At 43.0% G+C, this 20068-nt stretch carries 20 protein-coding genes; 16 read left to right on the top strand and 4 right to left on the bottom strand.

Annotated features, from left to right (window positions below; translation table 11 throughout):
* Window positions 1-14: 14 nt before the first annotated feature.
* The 11 genes from ACESOH_RS08705 to ACESOH_RS08655 are packed head-to-tail and all read left to right on the top strand — an operon-like array spanning window position 15 to window position 10221.
* Window positions 15-2699: a phage tail tape measure protein gene (locus ACESOH_RS08705; RefSeq protein WP_373100791.1), complete on the top strand. Its 2685-nt coding sequence runs from the start codon at window positions 15-17 to the stop codon at window positions 2697-2699.
* Window positions 2699-3637, top strand: coding sequence for a phage tail protein (locus tag ACESOH_RS08700; protein ID WP_373100790.1), 939 nt, complete (start codon window positions 2699-2701; stop codon window positions 3635-3637). The genes ACESOH_RS08705 and ACESOH_RS08700 overlap by 1 nt, the downstream gene beginning before the upstream one ends.
* Window positions 3618-3851, top strand: coding sequence for a tail protein X (locus ACESOH_RS08695; protein WP_032092057.1), 234 nt, complete (start codon window positions 3618-3620; stop codon window positions 3849-3851). The genes ACESOH_RS08700 and ACESOH_RS08695 overlap by 20 nt, the downstream gene beginning before the upstream one ends.
* Window positions 3841-4890: a phage late control D family protein gene (locus ACESOH_RS08690; protein WP_373100789.1), complete on the top strand. Its 1050-nt coding sequence runs from the start codon at window positions 3841-3843 to the stop codon at window positions 4888-4890. Before ACESOH_RS08695 ends, ACESOH_RS08690 begins: the two co-directional genes overlap by 11 nt.
* A gap of 1 nt (window position 4891) precedes the next feature.
* The gene (locus tag ACESOH_RS08685; RefSeq protein ID WP_373100788.1) at window positions 4892-5506 is read left to right on the top strand and encodes a phage baseplate assembly protein V; all 615 of its coding nucleotides are present in this window, start codon (window positions 4892-4894) and stop codon (window positions 5504-5506) included.
* Window positions 5507-5563: 57 nt separating this feature from the next.
* The gene (locus ACESOH_RS08680) at window positions 5564-5929 is read left to right on the top strand and encodes a GPW/gp25 family protein (protein ID WP_373100786.1); all 366 of its coding nucleotides are present in this window, start codon (window positions 5564-5566) and stop codon (window positions 5927-5929) included.
* The gene (locus tag ACESOH_RS08675; RefSeq protein ID WP_373100785.1) at window positions 5926-7032 is read left to right on the top strand and encodes a baseplate assembly protein; all 1107 of its coding nucleotides are present in this window, start codon (window positions 5926-5928) and stop codon (window positions 7030-7032) included. The genes ACESOH_RS08680 and ACESOH_RS08675 overlap by 4 nt, the downstream gene beginning before the upstream one ends.
* Window positions 7025-7591, top strand: coding sequence for a phage tail protein (locus ACESOH_RS08670; protein ID WP_373100783.1), 567 nt, complete (start codon window positions 7025-7027; stop codon window positions 7589-7591). The genes ACESOH_RS08675 and ACESOH_RS08670 overlap by 8 nt, the downstream gene beginning before the upstream one ends.
* Window positions 7592-7629: 38 nt before the next feature.
* Window positions 7630-9174: a tail fiber protein gene (locus tag ACESOH_RS08665; protein ID WP_373100781.1), complete on the top strand. Its 1545-nt coding sequence runs from the start codon at window positions 7630-7632 to the stop codon at window positions 9172-9174.
* Window position 9175: 1 nt separating this feature from the next.
* Window positions 9176-9757, top strand: a complete 582-nt coding sequence (locus ACESOH_RS08660; protein WP_373100779.1) for an HI_1402-related protein — start codon at window positions 9176-9178, stop codon at window positions 9755-9757.
* Complete coding sequence (locus ACESOH_RS08655) at window positions 9739-10221, top strand: enoyl-CoA hydratase (protein ID WP_373100777.1); 483 nt, start codon at window positions 9739-9741, stop codon at window positions 10219-10221. The genes ACESOH_RS08660 and ACESOH_RS08655 overlap by 19 nt, the downstream gene beginning before the upstream one ends.
* Window positions 10222-10381: 160 nt before the next feature.
* Here the strand turns inward: ACESOH_RS08655 and ACESOH_RS08650 are convergent, their stop codons facing one another.
* From ACESOH_RS08650 to gudD, 3 genes are all read right to left on the bottom strand, one after another.
* A complete protein-coding gene (locus ACESOH_RS08650) occupies window positions 10382-10840 on the bottom strand; it encodes an aldo/keto reductase (protein ID WP_373100775.1) in 459 nt (152 codons plus the stop codon).
* 39 nt (window positions 10841-10879) lie between these two features.
* Window positions 10880-12262 carry a GntP family permease gene (locus ACESOH_RS08645; protein WP_373100773.1) on the bottom strand — a complete coding sequence of 461 codons (1383 nt, stop codon included), beginning with the start codon at window positions 12260-12262 and terminating at the stop codon, window positions 10880-10882.
* Window positions 12263-12345: 83 nt separating this feature from the next.
* The gene (gene gudD, locus ACESOH_RS08640; protein WP_373100771.1) at window positions 12346-13674 is read right to left on the bottom strand and encodes a glucarate dehydratase; all 1329 of its coding nucleotides are present in this window, start codon (window positions 13672-13674) and stop codon (window positions 12346-12348) included.
* Between the two features lie 510 nt (window positions 13675-14184).
* Here gudD and garL point away from each other — a divergent pair.
* The 5 genes from garL to rpsO all read left to right on the top strand — a co-directional run bounded on the left by garL (window position 14185) and on the right by rpsO (window position 18794).
* Window positions 14185-14955, top strand: coding sequence for a 2-dehydro-3-deoxyglucarate aldolase (gene garL, locus ACESOH_RS08635; protein WP_373100769.1), 771 nt, complete (start codon window positions 14185-14187; stop codon window positions 14953-14955).
* 81 nt (window positions 14956-15036) lie between these two features.
* Entirely contained in the window at window positions 15037-15924 is an 888-nt protein-coding gene (gene garR / locus ACESOH_RS08630; RefSeq protein ID WP_373100767.1) for a 2-hydroxy-3-oxopropionate reductase, read from the top strand.
* 147 nt (window positions 15925-16071) lie between these two features.
* Entirely contained in the window at window positions 16072-17220 is a 1149-nt protein-coding gene (locus ACESOH_RS08625) for a glycerate kinase (protein WP_373100909.1), read from the top strand.
* 13 nt (window positions 17221-17233) lie between these two features.
* The gene (locus ACESOH_RS08620) at window positions 17234-18385 is read left to right on the top strand and encodes a CdaR family transcriptional regulator (protein ID WP_373100765.1); all 1152 of its coding nucleotides are present in this window, start codon (window positions 17234-17236) and stop codon (window positions 18383-18385) included.
* Between the two features lie 139 nt (window positions 18386-18524).
* Window positions 18525-18794 carry a 30S ribosomal protein S15 gene (gene rpsO, locus ACESOH_RS08615; protein WP_032093631.1) on the top strand — a complete coding sequence of 90 codons (270 nt, stop codon included), beginning with the start codon at window positions 18525-18527 and terminating at the stop codon, window positions 18792-18794.
* A 122-nt stretch (window positions 18795-18916) separates the two neighbouring features.
* Here the strand turns inward: rpsO and apbC are convergent, their stop codons facing one another.
* On the bottom strand, window positions 18917-20041 hold the full coding sequence (gene apbC, locus ACESOH_RS08610) for an iron-sulfur cluster carrier protein ApbC (RefSeq protein WP_373100762.1): 1125 nt from the start codon (window positions 20039-20041) through the stop codon (window positions 18917-18919).
* Window positions 20042-20068 lie beyond the last annotated feature (27 nt).

The following is a 20068-nucleotide window of genomic DNA, read 5'->3' as shown; positions in this document are numbered from 1 at the left end:
TAGGACTATAAACGATGTCATCAAATCTTGCAATTAGTTTAGTCATTGGTGCGGCAGTCGGTGGGGCGATCTCAGGTATTAACCAAATCAAAAATACGCTGAAATCATTGACCGATTCTACGCAATCTATCGGACAACGAATGGCGACGTTAAATCAGCTTTCTATTGCTGGAATGAAAAGTAGCGCGGCATCTCTGACTGCATTAGGTGGTTCAGTTGTGGCATTGGCAAAGCCTGCTATTGAATTTGAAAGTGCGATGGCGGATGTGAAAAAAGTCGTGGATTTTAAAACGCCCAATGGGTTTAAGAAACTCTCAAAAGACTTGCTTGATCTCACCAACACCATTCCAATGACAGGGAAAGAACTGGCAGCCATCGCCGCTTCAGGCGGTCAGCTCGGTGTAGCAGAAGAAGATATTACCGCTTTCACCACAACTATCGCAAAAATGTCTGTCGCCTTTGATATGTCAGCCGACCAAAGCGGTGAAGCTATGGCAAAACTGGCTAATGTGTACAAAATCCCCATTAGCGAAATTGGTAAACTTGGCGATGCCATTAATGATTTATCAAACTCAAGCCCGGCAAAAGCCTCTGATATTGTCAACACTCTAGGGCGAATAGGTGGAACGGCGAAGCAATTCGGTTTAACGGAAAATGCGGCAGCCGCACTTTCTAATACCTTTATCTCATTGGGTAAAACACCTGAAGTGGCAGGCACGGCAATTAATGGAATGCTGACCAAATTAATGACCGCCGAAAAAGGCGGCAAAGCCTTTCAAGGTGCATTAAAGAAAATGGGTATTTCAGCCAAACAGCTGAAGAAAAATATCGCTAAAGATAGTGAAGGGGCGATTGTTGATTTCGTCAAACGCGTGGAGAAATTACCGAAAGATCAGGCAATGGGGATTTTAGTCGACATCTTTGGGCGAGAATATGCTGATGATGTGGCGGTGCTTGCTGGCAATACCGAACTGTTAGAAAAAAGCCTTAAACAGCTGAAAGAAACCGATGAGAACGGCAATTTACGCTATTTAGGCAGTATGGATAAAGAGTTTAATGCTCGAGCAGCGACCACTGAAGCGTCATTAACTAAATTGACGAATAGTTTTACCAGTCTCGCTATTGGCATTGGAAATTATGTATTGCCTGTGATCAACGATTTTGTTAGTTGGTTACAACCTATCATTATTAGCGTTACCGACTTCATCAATACCAATACAGATTTAATGGGAGAAATTGCCAAATGGGGAACTTATGCCGTTGGTGCGGTTGCCGGTTTTTCTGCGGTCATCGGCGGGTTAAGTTTTTTAACTTGGGGGACATTGAAAGTGATTTCAGTGTTCAAAATGGCATGGTCAGTATTGTCTTTTGGCGGTTCAATCATTGCCTTAGTTAGCAAAGGTATTTTGGGGCTTGCGGGCTTTATCGGAAAATTATTGTTACCTGTTGTGCTTAAACTTGCCTATGGCTTTGGTTATTTAATCGGTTGGTTAGGTAAATCTATTTTATTTGCTGCTCGATTAGGGCAAATGTTCGCCGGCGCCTTACTCAAGGGATTATTGCTTGTTGGTAAGGCTATTATTTTTGTCGGTCGCGCCTTTCTCGCTAACCCTATCGGCATTGCGGTTGCCGTCATTGCAGGGCTTGCCTATTTACTTTGGGATAATTGGGACTGGGTCAGCGAAAAGTTCAGCCAAATGTGGCAATGGATTGGCGAAAAATCCACTCAATGCGGACAAGTGATTTCTGATATTTGGAATGGGGTCACAACTTTCTTTAGTGGCGTATGGGAAAACATCACCACTGTCTTCAACTCAGGCATCGGTAACATCACCGCTACCATTCTCAACTGGTCACCATTGGGCTTGTTCTATCAAGCCTTTGCTGGCGTGCTTTCTTGGTTTGGGATTGATTTGCCTGCGAAGTTTACTGAATTTGGTTCGAACCTGATTAGTGGTTTAGTCAATGGTATTCGCAATGCGTGGGATGGGGCGAAAGAATGGGTTATCGGCTTAGGTAAATCTATCAAAGGTTGGTTTACTGGCGAAATGGATATTCATTCTCCTTCGCGGGTGTTTAAAGGCTACGGCGAAAATATCGTCTCAGGGCTTGCCATTGGGATTGCAGAAAATGTCCTTCAAGCCACACAGGCGGTCGATAAAATGGGGAAAAAGATCAAGAAAGCCGCACCAAAAACAGTTGCTGCACCTGCGATAAAAGCCCCAAAAATGCCAACGGTCGAGCCGCTTGTGGCAAAAAGTGCGGTCAAATTCGAACCCGTTTTAAACGGTATTGAAACCGCCTTTAAACCGATTTTCAACGAGAAAAAAGGCTTTTTCGGTTCGCTGTGGGATGACATTAAATTTGGGGCGAATTTTATCGGTAATCTACTGGGCATCAATCAGCCGACGGATTACCGCACGCCTGATTTTAATCCGAACTCAAGCGGTCAAAATTCGTCAATTTTTAGTGATTATCAACCGCTAAACAGAAACGCCGTTACCCATAATGAAACCACGCAAAATGGCGGTATTGTGGTGAACTTTAACCCGACGATTCATCTAAACGGCAACCAAAATCCGGACAGTCTTTTAAGCCAATTGCAAGATGCACTGTTTGCCAGTAAACAGGATTTAGCCCGTTTTATTGTGGAAACAATAAGACGTGAAGAAGATCAATATAGACGGAGAGCATACTGATGTATTTTATGTTAGGCAATATTGCCTTTGAGCCGGTCAACCTGACGGATTTTTCTGAAAACCATGCTGCAGATTTTGCCGAACACGCAGTACTGAAAGGCAAACCACGCTTACAGGCAATGGGCGAAAAGCTGACGGAATTGTCTTTTGCCATTCGCCTGCACCATAAAATTGGCGGGGTGGAAAGTCGCTATCAAGCCTTGCTTGCCGCCAAAGCCAAGCAAGAAGCTCTCGCCTTGATTTGGGGGGCGGGCAAATATAAAGGCAATTATGTGATCACCGATATTTATTCCGCAACGTTGTTCACGGATAAGTTAGGCAACGCCTTGGCTCGTGAAATGACAATCAACCTGCGCGAATATGTGGGTGATATCGACGATAACCCGCTGGGCGCAGCATTGAACTTAGGCAGTAATTCATTACTTGGTTCAATTCTGCCGGATGGGGCGGTAAAGGTGCTGTCTGATATGAAAGAAACTGTGCAAAAAGGTGCAGAACTCTTTAACCAAGGCCGGCAAATTGTGAATGAAGTCAGAAACACCATCGCGATTGTTCGCCAGTTGACCGATGACCCGACGGCGGCGTTAGCTTATTTGCCGGATGTGTTGGGTAATCTTGACGGTGCATTAGACAAGTTTGGTGAACTTACCGACATGAGTGAACTGTTCGGCAGTATTTGTAAAGTGTTACCAGCAGTCGGCGAATTTAGTCGAGAAATGGGCGGAATTTATGACAATTTAATGATTATAAAAGACAGCCTGACATTTGGCAATCAATCCGACGGTGCGAACTGGAATGACTGGTTTACGCCCGCCGATAATGCACTAAGTGACATTAACGAACGCATTGATAATGCCGCTACACCCGTCGCCGCCATGACGGCATGGATTGTGCTACGCGAAGACGAGGAAGTAACGAATGACACAGACCGTACTTAAACACACCGTAAAACAAGGCGAACGGTGGGATAACCTCGCCTATTACTACTACGGTAACGCGCTGGAATTTGCGCGGATTATCAACGCAAACCCACACATTAGCCTGTGCGAAGTATTGCCTACCGGCGCGACCGTTTATATCCCTGTGTTAAACATTAAACCGACCAACAACGAATCCATGCCGCCATGGTTAAGAGGTAGCGATGAGCAATAATGTCCCAACGCCTGATTTTTCGATGATGTATGAGAAAACCAACATCACGGCAGACATTGAACCGTATTTGATTGAGCTGATGTACACCGACAATCTTGAGGGCGAATCAGACGAGCTGACGATATCTTTTGAAGACATAAAAGGCAAATGGATTCGGCAATGGTATCCGACCCAAGGAAATAAACTGAAAGCGGCTATCGGATATAAGGGTGAGCAACTCACTGATATTGGAGCATTTGAAATTGATGAGGTGGAATATAGTTATCGTCCGTCATATATTCAAATTAAAGCGTTAAGTACGGGTATTGCGAAAGCCAATCGCACGCTGAAACCAAAAGCCTATGAGAATACTACGCTAAAACAAATCGTCGGCATTATTGCCGGACGATTAAAGCTGAAAGTTGTTGGCACAATCAAAAGCATCCGAATTAAACGAGCAACGCAATATTTAGAGCGCGACGTTGAATTTTTGGCACGCCTTGCCCGTGAATATCATCACAGTTTCAAGATTGTAGGCGATCAGTTAGTTTTTACCGACAAAGATGAATTGGGTAAAAGTGAAGCGGTGGTGACGCTTGAAGAAAAAGACACTATATCTATCAGCTTACGCGACCGAATCAAAGATACTGCCAAAGAAGTGGATGTGAGTGGTTATGACGCCAACGGTAAAAAAGTCATTAAGAAACGCAAGAAAGCCAAAGCCTTGCGCGAAAAGATGAAGCAGGCGCAAACTGCAAGCGGTGATACACTAAAAGTTGTCACTCGTGGTGAAACTCAGGAACAAATTGATGCACGCGCGGATGCTGCACTGGCGGAGCAAAACGACGACCAAACTGCGGGCAATATCACGATAATCGGGAATCCGAAATTAGTGGCCGGGAGTACGCTTGCATTACGAAATCTAGGCATTTTTAGCGGCAAATATCTGATTAAATCATCCCGTCATAGCATTGTGCGCGGAGGTGGTTACACCACAAGCCTTGAGGTGCGAATGCTCGAATTTATCCCAGATGATTTAACAAATTTAATTGAGAATTAAAATGAAACCACAAACCACACATGATTTTGGTGCAACTTATCAGGAAGGTATTGTCTCCGCAGTTGACCCAGCAAGTCATAAAGTGCGGTGTAAAATTCCTGCGCTTGAAGATTTGGAAACGGCATGGCTTTCTTATCTCACGCCGAATGCGGGAGGCAATCAGTTTTATTGTCTGCCCGACGTGGGCGAATTAGTCGCGTTACTCCTTGACGCGCGCGGCGAAGGCGGGTGCGTGTTAGGCGCAATCTACAACGCGCAAGATCCTACGCCGACAAGTGACAGTAATATTTGGATGAAGAAGTTTTCTAACGGCACAGTGATTAAACACGACCGCACCTCCGGCAATGTGGAAGTGTCGGCTGTGGGTGATGTATTGATAAAATCGCCTTCTAAAGTCACCATTGATTGCCCGGAAACCGAAACCACCGGAAACTTGCTTGTGAGCGGTTCCCTAACTTATATGAAAGGTATGACCGGAAACGGTGCCGGTGGTGCTACTGCAACGATTAATGGTACGCTAGAAACGAAAGGTGGTGATGTAAAAGCAGATAATATCAGTCTGAAAAATCACAAACACCCGGGTGATTCCGGTGGCAAAACAGGTCTTCCCGAGTAAATTTTCTTTAAACCAGTTTAAAAGCAACCTTTCCTATAGCCTTGTATCATCAAGGCTATGAATACACAAAACACACTCCTCACAACACATTGGCAACTTGCCCCTAGTTTGGATAACCAAACGGTGCAAGGCATTGATGATATTCATCAGTGTATTGACCATATCCTTTTGACGATTAAAGGTTCCGATGTGTTACGCCCTGACTTTGGCTCCGACCACTTCCAATACATCGACCAACCAGAAGACGTAGCCATTCCGAATATGGTGCGCGAAATCACCCTTGCCCTGCAGCGTTGGGAAAAACGTATCAATATTGATTCAGTAGAGGTTAGAGGCACAGCGCCACACTTTGAATTTATTATCTATTGGTCACTCACCGAGGATGTGTATCGTGAAATTTATGCCACGAGGGTTACGCAATGAATAAAGATGAAATAAAAGTCGTTGACGATAACGTCGAAGCTATTTTAACGGACGCGATAGCACTCTATGAAAAACGCACGGGCAAAATCTTACAGCCCGCACACATTGAACGCTTGTTGATTAATGTGTACGCCTTTCGGGAAAGTTTAGCCCGCCAAGGGATTAATGAAGCCTTTCGCCAGACCTTTCCGCAATATGCGACCGGTTTAGCCTTGGATTTATGTGGCGAAACTTTCGGTTGTTATCGTCTATTGGATAAACCTGCACGAACGATTTTGCGCTTTAGTGTTAAAGGTGAGCATCCGTCTATTTTTATCCCTAAAGGCACGCGAGTAGCGGCCACTGATGAAATTGAATTTATCACTCTTAATGATGATGTGATCACGCCATTAATCTCTTATGTTGAAATCGAGGCCGCTTGCAATAAAGCTGGTACGGCAGGCAATGGTTGGGAGCTTGGACGCGTGAAAACATTAAAAAGTGCGGTCAATTTTACGGGTGAAATCACCGTTGCTAACATTGATGTGCCAAGCGGCGGATTAGCACGCGAAGAAGATGACGACTACCGCAAGCGTATTCTTGCCGCACCTGAAGCCTTTACCAGTTGCGGTTCCGTTGCTGCTTATGATTATCACGTGCGTGCCGTATCACAAGACATTGCAGACGTGAATGTATCTAACCCACGCGGCGGTTTAGTGCGCATTACCGTGCTCACGAAAACAGGCTTGCCGGATAGCCGCTTACTGAATGATGTGAAGCAATATGTTAGCCCGGAACGTCGCCGTCCGTTATGTGACACCGTCGAAGTGATTGCACCGACTAAGCGTGATTATCAAATCAACGCCACACTCACATTATTAGACGGTTATCGCGAAGACATCGTTAAAACCAAAGCCCGCGATGCCTTGCAGCTGTATTTGTCGGACAAAACCAAGAAACTCGGCATTGATGTTGTGCCGTCCGCCATTATCAGCGCGTTGCGGGTGGAAGGCGTGTATGACGTGAATTTGATTTCACCGGCAAAAATCGTTGTAGGTGAAACCGAATGGGCAAACTGCACCGCCATTAACGTAGAAGTCGCACCGGAGCGTAGCAATGGCTAATTTGACTTATGCGGACATCATCGAACGCGAAAGCAAATATAAAGCCTTGGCAGATCTAAGCGGGCGAATGAACGCGTTGGATAAAAGCAAAGTGATGACGACACTCGTCGAACTGCTTGATGATGAATTCATCCCCTTGCTTGCCGAAAAATGGAGTGTCACCGGTTATGACGGTTCATTTTTAGCCGAAAACGATAACTCGAAACGCAGTTTAATCAAAGTCGCCATCGAATTGCACCGATATAAAGGCACGCCTTGGTCAATCCGTGAAGTGTTACGCCGTTTAGGCTTTGGTGAGGTAGATATTGATGAAGGGCTAAAAGCACGAACCTACGAACACAAGTTTGTGCAAACCATTCCGCTAAGCGACAAGTGGGCATATTACGCCATCCGCTTAAATCAACCGATTACAAATGAACAAGGGCAACAACTGCGCAAAATATTACGCAATTTTGCCCCCGCGCGGTGCACCTTGGCGGTGCTGGATTATAAATCCGTGCCGGTGCGTTACAACAACAAAGCCCGTTATAACGGCAGTTATAACCATGGTTCAAACTAAGTTAAAACAAGGTTTAAACGACATTTAAAGGATGTTTTATGGCGAATTTAAAAGAACAAGAAAAGTGGGACGGCATCTACCAAATCGAAGAAAACGACCCTGTACTCGGGGGTGAAAACGGGATTACAAACAAGCCGATCAAACAGCTTGCTAACCGAACTTTATGGCTTAAAAAAGCCCTTGAATTATTAACGGGCAAATCTAAACCCAAAGATTTAACAGCAGAAAGCACCAGTGTTGCAGATAAAAATGGTCATAGTCATGCACTCCCAAAAAGTTCGACAAGCCAGCAAGGTGTTGTGCAATTAGATTCGGCAACAAACAGCACGGCGGAAGATAAAGCGGCAACGCCGAAAGCAGTAAAAATAGCTTATGATAAAGGCGTGGAGGCAAAAACAGCGGCGGATAAAGCGCAAAAAACCGCAGCGGCAAAACAATCGCCAGCAACCACATTGGCGGGCTATGGGATTACAGATAGCATTACAGTAGATAATGTCGGAAAAGATGCTAATCAGTTAGATGGCTTGTTATTAAGTGGAAATAGTGTAGCGTCATATCATAACAAAACAGGGGAACAACTGCCAGCTGGGGCATATTCTTATGGTACAGTTTTGTCACTCAAGTCTAGTATTGCGTACGCTCAACTTATTTTTACACATCAAAACCAAATGTATTTACGGACCCATCACAATAATAATCAGATTAAATCTTGGTTACGTATCGATGGGGCAGACTGGAACGAAATTCGAAGCAAGCCCTCAACATTTCCGCCATCGTCACATAACCATTCATGGTCGCAGATTACAAATGCGCCGGCGACTGCGACCCGCTGGCCATCATTTAGCGAAGTGACCAGCCGTCCGACTACTATCGCGGGCTATGGAATTACGGATCACAACTGGGCAACACTCAAAGACAAACCAGCGACTGCGACTCGCTGGCCGTCATTTAGTGAAGTGACCAGCCGGCCAACTACTATCGCCGGCTATGGCATTACCGACCATAACTGGGCAACACTCAAAGACAAACCGGCGACTGCGACGCGCTGGCCGTCCTTTAGCGAAGTGACCAGCCGTCCGACCACTATCGCGGGCTATGGAATTACAGATTTGGGCGTGAGCATTAATCGGCTTGTAACGCGTAAAAATTACAGCCGGACAATTAAAGGCACAAATACAATCTGGGATAACGGTACAACTCGAAATATAGAGATTACAGGACAAGTTATTACTTATCCGGATGGTAGAATAATACAAATTTTACATTTGAAACATTTTCGGATGTTATGGTTTAACTGGGAAGAGCATAATATTGGTGGCAAAGCCGAAGAGCGCGGGATAGAGATTTATTTACAGCTTTGGTCAGCAATGCCAAACAAAATTATAAATATTCAGGCACAGGGTATGCGCTCGACTAATTCAACAACATCAGCGGCATATCATAATGAAGCAGGCGAGTGGAATTTCGGTTGGAACTTAAGAAAACAAGGTAATAACAAAGACAGAATCTGGCTTAACTCATGTCGCGTTAAAGGAGGGGCTGACGAACCAATGGATATGTATATTGTTGTGGAGGGATATTAATATGACCTATTTTGTGCATGTGTTAGATGATGACGGTCACTTTGAGCTCATTGATAGTGATTTTGCACATCTGTACGCAGATTTAGCATTTAAAGATATGCCTAAATTAACAGATGCTCAATATCGACAATACTGTGCAAAAGACAACGGATTAACGCGTTTTGTCAACGGGGAATTTGTTTACCGCGAAATTAGTGTCGATTTAACCGCACTTTTACAACAACGCAAGGCACAGTTAATTACACGGCTTGCGACGAAAACCGATGTAATCAAAGCCGAAGTATTAACTGGCTACCCGCAAACAGAGATTGATTCATTTTACCGCCAAGAAAAAGAAGCCTTGGCTTATCAGGCTGATCCGAAAGCTGACACACCCATGCTGCGCCAGATTGCGCAAGTGCGCGGTATCCCGTTTGATGTGTTAGTCGCAAAAGTAATTGAAAAATCGAGCCAATTTGCAGTTACCATTGGGGCAATAATCGGCGCGCGACAGGCGTTTGAAGATCGGATTCTGGCAGCGACCGAACTATCGCAGCTTGACGAAATCGAAAAAGAGGTGGATGCATGGCAACTGTCTATTTAGCGCTCTATAAAGGCGCCGGCGGCAGCCTTTATGACCGATTTAGTGATTGGCTAATCCGCAAAATTACCCGTGGACAATATTCGCATTGTGAGATTGCAGTAGAACAGCTAGAGAATTGGGGCGAATACGACTATCGCCCGATTTACGATTGCTATAGCTCAAGCCCAAGAGACGGTGGCGTGCGGTGCAAACAAATTAATATCAAAGACGGCAAGTGGGACTTAATCCTGCTTGATAACATCAGCGCACAACAAATCATAGCCTATTTTAACCGCACTTTGGGCGCAAAATATGACTGGTGGGGAGCAATAGGTATTGCGTTAGGCATCAACCAAAAACGCTCAAAATATTTTTGCAGCGAATGGTGTTTTAATGCAATTCACAATTGTGAGGAGGGTTGGCGATTTAGTCCAAATCAGTTGGCTGTGATACATCAGATGGAGGTTTACCCTGCACAAAGTTAAACAATAAAAAGACGGCGATAACAACCACACTGCAATGCGGTTGTTACCAGCTACGCAAAGCACCTTGCATATAGCCATCTGCCGCCTACCCTGCAGGGCGTGCGGATTTTAACAAAACCATTAAAAATGGGAAATTTGCAAGGCTTTAAATTTCTCACTTTTAGTGGTTGCGTTTCTCAAAATTCGCGGTCGGCAACATTTTAAGATGCTCTAATTCTTTTATCGTTTCATCAAGTGGTGTAGCACCGCGCCAGTGATAAAGATACATATCAAGATAATCTGTTCCGAGGTTTTTCAGTGAATTATCGCAAGCGCGTTCCATATTATTCGCGTTAGCGTTATTGGGAAGTACTTTTGAAACAATGTATAGAGAACTTCGTGCATAGGGCCGAATCGCTTCGCCAATTAAACGTTCTGAACGTCCATTACCGTACATTTCGGCCGTATCAATGAGATTAACACCGTTCTCAATACCTAGCCGAAAGGCTGCGATTTCATCTTTGCGACGGTTCGGATTATCGCCGATAAACCAGCTACCCATACCGAGCTTGCAAAGTTTATCGTTATTTTTTAGAGTGATGTATTTCATCATTTTTCCCAGTAGAAGATCTGCCGACATATGTTAAATGTCAGCAGATTGTATTAAAAGTTTTTCGAATTAAATAAAGATATCAAAAATTAACACTAACGCGAGGGCGGAACTGGAGCCAATGAATGATACCATGGTTTTGGCCATAAATTGGTCTTTTACTTCTTTTAATCCGTATAGTCCGTTGAATACCCAGAACCCACTATCATTAAAGTAACTGAATGATACTGCGCCGGCACAGGTTGACATTGCAACTAGAGTTGGATTTAGCCCTAATTGTTGAACTAGTGGTGCCGTTAAGGTTGCTGCTGTGATGAGTGCAACAGTTGCACTACCCAATGAGATACGCATTAATGCAGCAATAACGAACGGAATTAAGATACCGGGAATACCGATAGTTAAGACAGCTTCGCCTAGTGCGTTACCAATACCCGCATCGCGCACAACATAGCCTAATGCACCTCCGGCACCGGTAATGAAAAGAATCATGCCAGTTGATTTTACGCCATCTTCAATCGCTTTATTTGTTTCCGCTTTCGTTAGACTACGACCCAAACCATAAATTGCAATCAGTAAACCAATGATTAATGCAATAATTGGGTGGCCAATAACTTTAATGAATTCAGCAAAAGTATTTTCAATTTTTAAGAAATCAACGGTTGTGTTACCTAAAATCAAGAATAAAGGAATAATAATTGGAGCGAATGATAAGCATGCACCCGGCAAGTTTTTATCTTTATAGATTTGTTCTAAGTTTTCGATTGATTTGATATATTCCTCTTTGAATTCTTTGCGTTCAAAATCTGTACCATCCTCGGTTGGGATCTGGTAGATTTTTTTACCTAGCCATTTTGAATAGAGCGTTGACATAACAAGTGTTGGGATTGTTAACATGATACCCCAGAGAATCATTACTCCCATATCCACGTCTAAGATCCCGGCCACTGCTAATGGCCCCGGTGTCGGCGGGATAAAAACGTGTGCTAATTGCAAACCGGTCGCCATTGCTAAACCTAAGCCGATTACACTTTTACCAGTCATGCGGGAAAGTGATTTTGCAAGAGGAGTTAGTATAATTAGGCCGGAGTCTGCAAAAACAGGGATTGCGACGACGTATCCTGTTAATGCGAGTGCCCATTCTTCTTTTGCTTTACCAATAAGTTTGATAATTGAGAACGCCATTTGTTCAGCCGCACCTGATTTTTCTAAAATTGCGCCCATCATTACACCGACACCGATAATAATACCGGTACTTCCTAATGTACTACCAAAACCTTTAGTTATTGATTTGATTACTGCTGCAAATTCTTGTCCGCCGATAAGACCCGTAGCTAATGCAGCTAAGATTAATGCAATAAAAACGTGAATACGGGTTTTCATTGCAAGAACTAAAAGAAGTATAATGCCAACGGCTAAACCGAGCAGCATTTGTGACATACTTATTGCTTCCATGTTTTTATCCTTAGTAAGGCGTTTAATTGATGAATAAAACTGTGGTAAAACCTATAGAGATTAGCCACAGTATCGGAACAACCTTAACGTACCAGACAAGGTTTTTTATTATCGAATGTCCAGCCCGGAATTAGAAATTGCATTGCCATAGCATCATCACGTGCGCCTAATCCCATGTTTTTGTAAAGTTCGTGAGCTTTCATGATTTGTCCCATGTCCACCTCAATGCCTAAACCTGGTTTCTTAGGTACTTCAACTAAACCGCCTTTTATTTGTAGCGGCTCTTTCGTTAAGCGTTGATTGCCTTCCTGCCAAATCCAATGTGTATCGATAGCTGTAATGTTGCCCGGTGCGGCAGCTGCAACATGCGTAAACATGGCTAATGAAATATCAAAATGGTTATTTGAGTGTGAACCCCATGTTAGCCCCCATTCATTACACATTTGAGCTACACGAACAGACCCTTGCATAGTCCAGAAGTGTGGATCAGCAAGTGGAATATCTACTGATTGCAATGAAATGGTATGCCCCATTTGACGCCAGTCAGTCGCAATCATATTTGTTGCAGTTGGAAGTCCCGTTGCACGACGGAATTCAGCCATAACTTCACGACCGGAATAACCTTGTTCCGCACCGCATGGATCTTCAGCGTAAGCGAGTACGCCTTTTAATTGTTTACCGATTTTGACAGCTTCATCTAATGACCATGCACCATTCGGGTCTAGGGTAATACGTGCTTCCGGGAAACGTTTAGCAAGCGCCGTTATGGCTTCGGCTTCTTCAAAGCCATCCAATACACCGCCTTTTAATTTAAAGTCATTAAAGCCATATTTTTCATATGCTGCTTCCGCTAAACGGACGACTGATTCCGGTGTCATCGCTTCTTCATGGCGAATGCGATACCATTCGCATGGATCATTTTCTTGACTTTGGTATGCAAGAGTCGTTTTTTTGCGATCGCCTATAAAGAAGAGGTAACCAAGCATTTCCACCGCATCGCGTTGTTGTCCATCTCCCAAAAGTGAAGCTACGGTCACGCCTAAGTGTTGACCTAATAAATCCAACATCGCAGCTTCAATTGCGGTAATTACATGGATTGTGGTGCGCAGGTCAAAGGTTTGTAGCCCACGTCCACCGGCGTCACGATCGTGAAACGTACGACGTACGGTTTCCATCACGTTTTTATATTCGCCAAGCGTTTTACCGAGTACGATCGGTTTGGCATCCTCTAGAGTTTGACGAATTTTCTCACCTCCGGGAACTTCGCCTACGCCAGTGTGCCCACTGTTGTCTTTTAATATAATGACATTACGAGTGAAGTAAGGGCTATGTGCGCCGCTTAAGTTTAATAACATGCTGTCATGGCCAGCTACCGGGATAATTTGCATTTCAGTGATAATGGGTGTGCTCATAATGTAACCTCTTTTGTTTGAATTTTGAAAAGAGCGGTTGATTTTCATCCATTTTTTACCGCACTTGTACATTCGATTTATGCTTAATCAGTCATTATTAAGTGTTTGTGATCAAATTCTCATCCCGGATAATAAATTACAGCAGGATGCCATTATTAGCCCTGATAAAGATGTTTGATATACCGCATTATATTGAACCTAGATATTTTCGGGTTTCACGATTTATCACAAGATAAAAGAGAAATTTGAATTTTCTTTATGCATTTGCATAACAATATGTGAGGAAGATCACAAAAATAGGCTTTGGAGCCTTGTTTTCAACACCAGAAATTAACTTAATAGGTGTTATTTTCGATAAGGTAATGTGAATTTAATAAACTGAATTGGGCTTTTGCATATATATATAAATAATTATATTGTTCTTTTTAGGCGTAATTACAATGATCCTTAAATTGAAACAATTTAGACTTTTTCACAAATTTTATATTAACTGTATTGAAGGAAATAGTTATGAACGAAAAATATATTCCTAATGAATTTCGTCGGAAATTACAGCAAGGTGAAACCCTAATCGGTTGTTGGAGTGCACTAGGTAACCCTATTACTACTGAGATTCTAGGGTTAGCAGGATTTGACTGGTTATTATTTGATGGTGAGCATGCACCGAATGATGTTCTTTCATTTATTCCGCAATTAATGGCGGTAAAAGACAGTAACAGTATGCCGATTGTACGGCCTCCGCAAAATGAACCTGTAGTGATTAAACGACTATTAGATATCGGTTTTTATAATTTTTTAATTCCATTTGTTGAAACGGAAGATGATGCAATTCGTGCTGTTTCTGCTACACGTTATCCTCCGGCCGGTATTCGAGGTGTCTCAGTGGCACATAGAAGTAATGCTTATGGTACGGTGCCGGATTATTTTAAAGTTATCAATGATAATATTAGTGTAATTGTGCAAATTGAGAGCCAAAAAGGGGTTGATAATGTAGAAAAGATAGCAGCTGTAGAGGGCGTAGATTGTGTATTTGTCGGCCCGGGCGATCTGTCTGCTGCGTTAGGTTATCTTGGTCAACCAAATCATCCGGAAGCATTAAAAGTGATTAAATATATTTTTGAAACAGCAAAAAAACATGGTAAAGCATGTGGTATTTTGGCTCCGGTAGAAGAAGATGCCCGTCGTTATCTTGAGTGGGGCGCGACATTTGTTGCTGTGGGCAGTGATCTAGGCGTGTTCAAAGGGGCTACTAGAGCTTTGTGTCATAAATTTAAAGCATAATTTTTTATTTATTATTTAAACAGCAGAAAATATTTTTTCTGTATCAATTAATATTTATTTAAAACAGTAGAGAGGTAAGTTATGAAAATCGGATTTATTGGTCTGGGTATTATGGGTAAACCAATGAGTAAGAATTTAATTAAGGCGGGTTATTCATTGGTTGTGTCAGATTTAAACAAAGCGGCAGTTGATGAACTGGTCGCTTTGGGAGCCTCATCTGCGGCAACAGCAAAAGAGGTTGCCGCGCAGGTAGATATAGTTATCACAATGTTGCCTAATTCACCTCATGTAAAAGCTGTCGTTCTCGGTGAAAACGGGGTTATAGACGGCGCTAAACCGGGTTTAGTCGTTATTGATATGAGTTCAATTGCACCATTAGCAAGTCGAGAAATCTATGCCGAATTAGAGAAAAACGGCGTTGAAATGTTGGATGCACCGGTAAGTGGGGGAGAACCTAAAGCTATTGATGGTAGTTTGTCTGTTATGGTTGGGGGTAAAAAAGCGGTCTTTGATAAATATTATGATGTAATGAAAGCGATGGCCGGATCCGTTGTGTATACCGGTGAAATTGGTGCAGGAAATGTGACTAAGTTAGCCAATCAAGTTATTGTTGCATTAAACATTGCCGCAATGTCAGAAGCATTTATGCTGGCGACTAAAGCGGGTGTTGATCCTGAATTGGTATATCAGGCAATTCGTGGTGGGTTAGCCGGTAGTACCGTGTTGGATGCTAAAGCGCCAATGGTACTGGATCGTAACTTTAAACCGGGTTTTCGTATTGACTTACATATTAAAGACTTGGCGAATGCTTTGGATACATCACATGGTGTCGGGGCAAATTTACCGTTAACTTCAGTTGTTATGGAAATGATGCAGGCGTTACGTTCTGCCGGTGATGACAAGCTGGATCACAGTGCATTGGCTCGTTATTATGAAAGATTAACTAATACGGAGATTAAACGTTTTTAAAGATTATTGATATAAGAGCCAGGGGGCAGAATAAATTATTCTACTCCCTGTTTTTTAGCTTATTTCATTTCAGATAATAATTTTCTAAAAAATATTTTTTGATTATTATTTGAAATGGAATCAGAAATCATAAAAGAGAATAAAAATATGAAAATTGTTATTGCACCCGATTCTTATAAAGAGAGCCTTTCTGCGATGGAAGTCGCTAATACGATTGAAAAAGGATTTAAGCAAGTTTTTCCTGATGCCGAATATATAAAAATACCTGTTGCTGATGGTGGTGAAGGTACGGTAGATACTATGATTGATGCAACTAAGGGCGAAAAAATAGAATTGATTGTCACTGGTGCATTAGGACAACCATTAAATGCGTTTTTTGGCATATCCAATGACAGATCTACTGCATTTATTGAAGTTGCTTCTGCCAGTGGTCTTGCACAAGTACCAGTAGAGAAACGAAATCCGCTAATTACGACAAGTTATGGGGTTGGTGAATTAATTTTGTCTGCATTGGATTTAGGAGCGCGATCTTTCATTATCGGCTTGGGGGGAAGCGCTACTAATGATGGTGGAGCGGGTATGTTACAAGCATTAGGGGTAAAACTTTTAGATGCTGATAATCAAAATATTGGTTACGGTGGTGCAGAGTTGGTTCGTTTGTCTAAAATTGACATATCATCTCTTGATTCGCGTTTGCCCGAATGTCGTTTTAATATTGCTTGTGATGTAACTAATCCGTTAATTGGTGAAACGGGTGCTTCTGCTATTTTTGGACCGCAAAAAGGTGCATCCCCGCAAATGGTGAAGCAATTGGATGCCGCGTTAGCACATTTTGCCTCAATCATCAAGCAGGATTTAAATATTGATGTTAAAGATTTACCGGGAGCAGGTGCCGCCGGAGGGCTGGGGGCTGCATTTGCCGCAGTATTAAATGGTGAGCTGAAAAGTGGTATAGGTATTATTACCGATCTTTTGAATCTGGAAGATAAAATCAAAGATGCTGATTTAGTAATTACCGGAGAAGGTCGTATTGATCATCAAAGCATCAATGGTAAAGTACCTGTTGGTGTTGCTAATATTGCAAAACAATATGATGTACCAGTAATTGGCATTGCGGGTAGCTTAGGACAGGATATCCAAGTGGTATACGATTATGGGTTAGATGCCGTATTTAGTATCTTAAATAAGATTTGTACATTATCTGAAGCTTTTGGGGATGCGGAAATCAATTTAGAAGCTACGGCGCGTAATATTGCTGCGGTATTAAGAATGAATATCCTTAATAAAAAGGACTAGGGTAGAGAAAATCATGTCTGTTTACTTATTAGATGAAAAGCTTGCCCAAAAAATAGTTCAGCGAACGATGGATATTATTGATTGCAATATCAATATTATGGATTCAAAAGGTAAAATTATTGCAAGCGGCGATCTTAATCGTATAGGGGAAATCCATGACGGCGCTTTACTTGTTCTTTCTCAAGGTCGTATTGTTGATATTAATGAAGCGGTAATTCATAGCTTGCACGGTGTACGTCCCGGAATTAATTTACCTCTGCGAGTCGAAGGGAATATTGTCGGTGTTATCGGATTAACGGGTAATCCCACAAGTTTGAAAGAATTTGGCAAGCTAGTGCGGATGACGGCCGAAATGATGTTAGAGCAAGCTCGTCTGTTTAATATGTTGGCACAGGATACTCGTTTAAAAGAAGAGTTAGTACTTAATTTAATCGATAGTGAAACTATTACCCCAAGTTTAGTTGAATGGGCAAATCGGTTAGGCGTGGATTTATCTATTCCTCGGGTTGCTTGTATTATTGAAGTGGATAGTGGCCAATTGGGAATAGAAAATGCACGTAGTGAGTTGCAAAATTTACAGCAGCTTTTAAAGATCCCGGAAAGAGATAATTTAGTTGCTGTGTTATCTTTAACGGAATTGATTATTTTAAAGCCAGCATTAAATAGTTTTGGGCGTTGGGAAGTTGAAGAACAGTTGGCTCGTATCAAACAGTTAGTAGGACGTATGAATGAAAGCGCAAAGTTAAATGTGCGTATTTCATTAGGAAATTATTTTACCGGTGAAAACTCCATTTATTTGTCTTACCGTACCGCTAAAACCACATTAAGCATAGGTAAAGCACGATTACCAAAGCAGAGAATTTATAATTATCAAGATTTAATTCTTCCTGTGTTATTGGAACAATTAAAGGAAGGATGGCAAAGAGAGGAATTGGAACGACCGATTAAAAAATTAAAATTAATGGATAATAATGGTGTTTTAGTGAAAACTCTCTTAGCTTGGTTCGAAAACGATATGCAAACGGTAGCTACCGCAAGGGCTTTATATATACATCGCAACACACTAGAGTATCGTTTACATAAAATCGCTGACTTAACAGGGTTAAATCTTAGTAGTACAGATGATCGTTTTTTGCTCTATATGGCATTACATATATTGTCATAAGTATGTTAATACAATGATTTCTTATAATATCTCATTGCTTTTTCCCCGCTCAATGTTAAAATTCACACTTCTTTGTCGTCGCTGAGTTAGAGATCGGCGAACGATGTATCGTTAACTTCCCGATTATGAGGATTATATTATGTCTCTAAGTACAGAAAAAAAAGCGGAAATTGTTGCCGAATTCGGTCGTGATGCGAAAGATACCGGTTCTTCCGAAGTGCAAATCGCGTTATTAACTGCACAAATCAACCACTTACAGGCTCACTTTGCGGAGCACAAAAAAGACCACCATGGTCGCCGTGGTTTATTACGCATGGTTTCCCGTCGTCGTAAACTGTTGGATTATTTAAAACGTACCAATCTTGAACTTTACACTTCTACGATTGCACGTTTAGGTTTACGTCGCTAATTATTGAGCGTAAGTCCAAAGTCGAAAGCTCTCGTGAAAACGGGAGCTTTTTTGTTATGCGTTGTTGCCTGTCTGAAAGTGCGGTGATTTTTGATCGAAAATTAACCGCACTTTTGCGAGGTTTATTTCACTTCTTTAAACATGATCTCACCCGGAATGACATCGCCCTGCCAGTAGAGTTCGGCGGCGACCTTTTCCGCCAGTTGCAGGAAGGAACGGGTGATTTCGCTGTCCGGTGCGGACACTACGGTCGGCGTGCCGTTATCCATATCTTCACGCAAACGGATATGCAGCGGTTGTTGGGATAAAACGTTGACCTGATATTTTTCCGCCATTTTTTGCGCGCCGCCGGTGCCGAAAATCGGTTCCTGATGACCGCAGTGGCTGCAAATGTGAACCGACATATTTTCCACAATGCCCAATACCGGTACGGCAACCCGCTGGAACATGGCGACGCCTTTGATGGCATCGATTAAAGCAATATCCTGCGGCGTGGTGACCACAATCGCGCCGGTCACCGGAATTTGCTGCGACAGGGTCAGCTGAATATCGCCGGTGCCCGGCGGCATATCAATGACCAGATAATCCAGCTCGGTGCCGTCTTTCGCCCATAAGGTTTCCTGTAATAACTGATTTAATGCGCTGCTTGCCATCGGGCCGCGCCAGATGGTGGCGCTGTCGGCCTCCATCAGAAAGCCGATGGAATTGGCGAGCAGGCCGTAAGCCCGGATCGGATCGATATGTTTGTTGTCCGGTGAGGTCGGACGCTGATCGGCCACCCCTAACATATGCGGAATCGACGGACCGTAAATATCCGCATCCAGAATGCCGACATGCGCGCCTTGTGCCTGCAAAGCCAGCGCCAGATTGACCGCAATGGTTGATTTGCCGACCCCGCCTTTGCCGGAGGTCACCGCGATAATGTTTTTGACCCCTTTGACCGCCGGGTGATTATTGGCGCGTTTTAAGGTGGCGATTTGGTAGTTTAGCAGCCATTTAATTTGCGAGGTGTCACTGATTTTCTGCAACGGCTCGGAAAGTGCGGTCTGTAATTGGGCAAATCCGCTATTCCAGGCAAAAGGCATGGTGATTTCAACCCGTAAAATCGTGCCGCCTTTTTCCACTTTTTTTACCGCGTTTAACGCCGTCAGATCCTGGTGCAGCGTCGGGTGCCGGAATTGTTGGAAAAGCGACTGAATCTGCTGTTTTTGCGTGTCAGTCAGATTGTCAGAAAAGAAAATAGCCATAACTTATTATTCCTTTAAAGCTGGTGA

It is taken from the genome of Necropsobacter rosorum, assembly GCF_964241405.1.
GTDB lineage: Bacteria > Pseudomonadota > Gammaproteobacteria > Enterobacterales > Pasteurellaceae > Necropsobacter > Necropsobacter rosorum.
This window is presented reverse-complemented; position numbering and strand designations above follow the sequence as displayed.

Excerpts from the sequence above, each read along its gene's own strand:
- ACESOH_RS08705 (WP_373100791.1), top strand. The coding sequence starts at position 15 with ATGTCATCAAATCTTGCAATTAGTTTAGTCATTGGTGCGGCAGTCGGT.
- ACESOH_RS08700 (WP_373100790.1), top strand. The coding sequence starts at position 2,699 with ATGTATTTTATGTTAGGCAATATTGCCTTTGAGCCGGTCAACCTGACG.
- ACESOH_RS08695 (WP_032092057.1), top strand. The coding sequence starts at position 3,618 with ATGACACAGACCGTACTTAAACACACCGTAAAACAAGGCGAACGGTGG.
- ACESOH_RS08690 (WP_373100789.1), top strand. The coding sequence starts at position 3,841 with ATGAGCAATAATGTCCCAACGCCTGATTTTTCGATGATGTATGAGAAA.
- ACESOH_RS08685 (WP_373100788.1), top strand. The coding sequence starts at position 4,892 with ATGAAACCACAAACCACACATGATTTTGGTGCAACTTATCAGGAAGGT.
- ACESOH_RS08680 (WP_373100786.1), top strand. The coding sequence starts at position 5,564 with ATGAATACACAAAACACACTCCTCACAACACATTGGCAACTTGCCCCT.
- ACESOH_RS08675 (WP_373100785.1), top strand. The coding sequence starts at position 5,926 with ATGAATAAAGATGAAATAAAAGTCGTTGACGATAACGTCGAAGCTATT.
- ACESOH_RS08670 (WP_373100783.1), top strand. The coding sequence starts at position 7,025 with ATGGCTAATTTGACTTATGCGGACATCATCGAACGCGAAAGCAAATAT.
- ACESOH_RS08665 (WP_373100781.1), top strand. The coding sequence starts at position 7,630 with ATGGCGAATTTAAAAGAACAAGAAAAGTGGGACGGCATCTACCAAATC.
- ACESOH_RS08660 (WP_373100779.1), top strand. The coding sequence starts at position 9,176 with ATGACCTATTTTGTGCATGTGTTAGATGATGACGGTCACTTTGAGCTC.
- ACESOH_RS08655 (WP_373100777.1), top strand. The coding sequence starts at position 9,739 with ATGGCAACTGTCTATTTAGCGCTCTATAAAGGCGCCGGCGGCAGCCTT.
- ACESOH_RS08650 (WP_373100775.1), bottom strand. The coding sequence starts at position 10,840 with ATGTCGGCAGATCTTCTACTGGGAAAAATGATGAAATACATCACTCTA.
- ACESOH_RS08645 (WP_373100773.1), bottom strand. The coding sequence starts at position 12,262 with ATGGAAGCAATAAGTATGTCACAAATGCTGCTCGGTTTAGCCGTTGGC.
- gudD (WP_373100771.1), bottom strand. The coding sequence starts at position 13,674 with ATGAGCACACCCATTATCACTGAAATGCAAATTATCCCGGTAGCTGGC.
- garL (WP_373100769.1), top strand. The coding sequence starts at position 14,185 with ATGAACGAAAAATATATTCCTAATGAATTTCGTCGGAAATTACAGCAA.
- garR (WP_373100767.1), top strand. The coding sequence starts at position 15,037 with ATGAAAATCGGATTTATTGGTCTGGGTATTATGGGTAAACCAATGAGT.
- ACESOH_RS08625 (WP_373100909.1), top strand. The coding sequence starts at position 16,072 with ATGAAAATTGTTATTGCACCCGATTCTTATAAAGAGAGCCTTTCTGCG.
- ACESOH_RS08620 (WP_373100765.1), top strand. The coding sequence starts at position 17,234 with ATGTCTGTTTACTTATTAGATGAAAAGCTTGCCCAAAAAATAGTTCAG.
- rpsO (WP_032093631.1), top strand. The coding sequence starts at position 18,525 with ATGTCTCTAAGTACAGAAAAAAAAGCGGAAATTGTTGCCGAATTCGGT.
- apbC (WP_373100762.1), bottom strand. The coding sequence starts at position 20,041 with ATGGCTATTTTCTTTTCTGACAATCTGACTGACACGCAAAAACAGCAG.